The following is a 2876-nucleotide window of genomic DNA, read 5'->3' as shown; positions in this document are numbered from 1 at the left end:
GGCGGCCAGCCCGCGCAGCCGCAGCGGGGCGCGGCCGCGGGCGGAGGGGGGCGCGCGCGCGCCCGAGTCCACCTGGGGCAGCAACCACCTGCGCTGGCTGCTGCCGGGCTTCACCCTGCGCCTGACCACCGACGTGCCGGTGCGCTTCATCCGCGAACGCCTGCCGTTCGTGCTGGCGCATCCGATGGAACTGGTACTGGGCGTGGACGAGACATTGGACCGTCCGCTGGCCAGCTACGCGCAGGACGCGCAGCAGCGCACCGAGGACTACTGGCGCGAATGGGCGCGCTACCTGTCCATCCCGCTGGAATGGCAGGACGCGGTGATCCGCAGCGCCATCACCCTCAAGCTGTGCCAGTACGAGGACAGCGGCGCGATCATCGCGGCGATGACCACCTCGATTCCCGAGGCGCCCGGCAGCGCGCGCAACTGGGACTACCGCTACTGCTGGCTGCGCGACGCCGCCTTCGTGGTGCGCGCGCTCAACCGCCTTGGCGCCACGAAGTCGATGGAGGATTTCCTGCGCTACATCTTCAACCTCGCCACCAGCGACGGCAGCCTGCAGCCGCTGTACGGCATCGGCATGGAGGAGCGGCTGGACGAGCACGAGGTCGAATCCCTGGCCGGCTACCGCGGCATGGGCCCGGTGCGGCGCGGCAACCTGGCCTGGCTGCAGCAGCAGCACGACGTCTACGGCTCGGTGGTGCTGGCCTCGACCCAGCTGTTCTTCGACCAGCGCCTGAAAGACCCGGGCGACCTGCACACCTTCGGCCGGCTGGAACCGCTCGGCGAACGCGCCTATGCCCTGTACGACGTGCCCGATGCCGGATTGTGGGAATTCCGCGGGCGGACCGCGGTGCATACCTACACCGCGGCGATGTGCTGGGCCGCCTGCGACCGCCTGGCCAAGATCGCCGGCCGGCTGGAGCTGACCGGGCGCGCCGCGCTGTGGCGCGAACGCGCCGACGGCATCCGCCAGCGCGTGCTGGAGCGCAGCTGGAACGCGCAGCTGGGGCATTTCACCGACACCTTCGACGGCAGCCACCTGGACGCCTCGTTGCTGCTGCTGGCCGACATCGGCTTCATCGACGCCTCCGACCCGCGCTACGTCGCCACGGTCGAGGCCATCGGCCACGGCCTGCGGCGCGGCGACGCGCTGTTCCGTTACATCGCCCCGGACGATTTCGGCGCGCCGGAAACCAGCTTCACCATCTGCACGTTCTGGTACATCGACGCGCTGGCCGCGATCGGCCGCCTCGATGAGGCGCGGGCCCTGTTCGAAAGCGTGCTGGCGCGGCGCAACCACCTCGGCCTGCTGTCCGAGGACCTGGCCTTCAGCGACGGCGAGCAGTGGGGCAATTTCCCGCAGACCTACTCGCACGTGGGCCTGATCACTGCGGCGATGCGCCTGTCGCGCAGCTGGCAGGAAGCCTCGTGAGCCGCCTGGTGGTGGTCTCCAACCGGGTCGCGCTGCCCGGAGAAACCCGCGCCGGCGGCCTCGCCGTGGGCCTGCTGGCCGCGCTGCGGGAACGCGGCGGCCTGTGGTTCGGCTGGAGCGGGCGCAGCGTGGCCGGCGCCAGCGGGCAACTGCACGAACAGAGCGACGGCGCCATCCGCTACGTCACCCTGGACCTGTCCAGGGCCGACCTGGACAGCTACTACAACGGTTTTTCCAACCGCGCGCTGTGGCCGCTGCTGCACTTCCGCCTGGACCTGGTGGACTACGACCGCAGCAAGCGCGAAGGCTACTGGCGGGTCAACACGCTGTTCGCCGACCGGCTCGCGCCGCTGCTGCGCGAGGACGACACCGTGTGGATCCACGACTACCACCTGATCCCGCTGGCGGCGCTGCTGCGCGAGCGCGGCGTCGGCTGCCGGATCGGCTTCTTCCTGCACGTGCCGGTGCCTTCGGCCGACCTGGTGCAGGCGCTGCCGGAACACCGCTCGCTGTTCTCGGCGCTGTACGCCTGCGACCTGCTCGGCTTCCAGACCCGGCGCGACGTGGACCGCTTCCGCTCCTGGGCGCGGCTGTTCGGCGGCGGCCACGCCATCGACGGCGAACACATCGAATCCCCCGATGGCCGCCGGGTGCGCATCGCCGCGTTCCCGATCGGCATCGACACCGCGCACATCGCGCGGCAGGCGCGCGCGGCCACCGGCAACAGCGCGGTGCGCGCGCTGCGGCAGAGCCTGCAGCAGCGCAAGCTGGCCATCGGCGTGGACCGGCTGGACTATTCCAAGGGCCTGCCCGAACGCTTCCACGGCTTCGAACGCTACCTAGAGCGCTACCCGCAGCAGAAAGGCAGCATGACCTTCCTGCAGATCGCGCCGGTCTCGCGCGGCGGCGTGGCCGAATACCGCACGCTGCGCAGCGACCTGGAACGGCTGGCCGGACACATCAACGGCGGCCACGCGGCGGCCGACTGGACGCCGCTGCGCTACGTCAACCAGAACTATGCGCACAGCACCCTCACCGGCTTCTACCGCCAGGCCGCGGTGGGGCTGGTCACGCCGCTGCGCGACGGCATGAACCTGGTGGCCAAGGAATACGTGGCCTCGCAGGATCCGGACGATCCCGGCGTGCTGGTGCTGTCGCTGCTGGCCGGCGCCGCCGACGAACTGAAGCAGGCGCTGCTGGTCAACCCGCACGACCTGGACGGCGTCGCCGACGCCATCGCCACCGCCGCGGACATGCCGCGCGGCGAACGCATCGAACGCTGGCAGGCGATGATGCGGCACCTGCGCGAGTACGACATCAACCGCTGGCGGCGCGATTACCTGCAGGCGCTGGAAGGCGCCTGAGCGCCCCGTAGGAGCGGCTTCAGCCGCGAACGCTCTTTGCTGGGCACGCTCGGAAAGCATTCGCGGCTGAAGCC

General features: G+C 70.7%; 2 protein-coding genes. Both read left to right on the top strand.

Going from position 1 to position 2876, the window contains the following annotated elements:
• Positions 1-1438: glycoside hydrolase family 15 protein (locus tag QMX80_RS18955; protein ID WP_282278716.1), on the top strand; the 1438-nt coding region annotated here is incomplete at its 5' end.
• Entirely contained in the window at positions 1435-2802 is a 1368-nt protein-coding gene (gene otsA / locus QMX80_RS18950; protein WP_282278715.1) for an alpha,alpha-trehalose-phosphate synthase (UDP-forming), read from the top strand. The genes QMX80_RS18955 and otsA, both read left to right, overlap by 4 nt.
• Positions 2803-2876 lie beyond the last annotated feature (74 nt).

The sequence above is a fragment of the Stenotrophomonas sp. PS02297 genome, assembly GCF_029959705.1.
In the GTDB taxonomy this organism is placed as follows: Bacteria; Pseudomonadota; Gammaproteobacteria; order Xanthomonadales; family Xanthomonadaceae; genus Stenotrophomonas; species Stenotrophomonas nitritireducens.
Note: the sequence above shows the minus strand (reverse complement) of the source record. Positions and strands in the feature narration are given on the sequence as shown.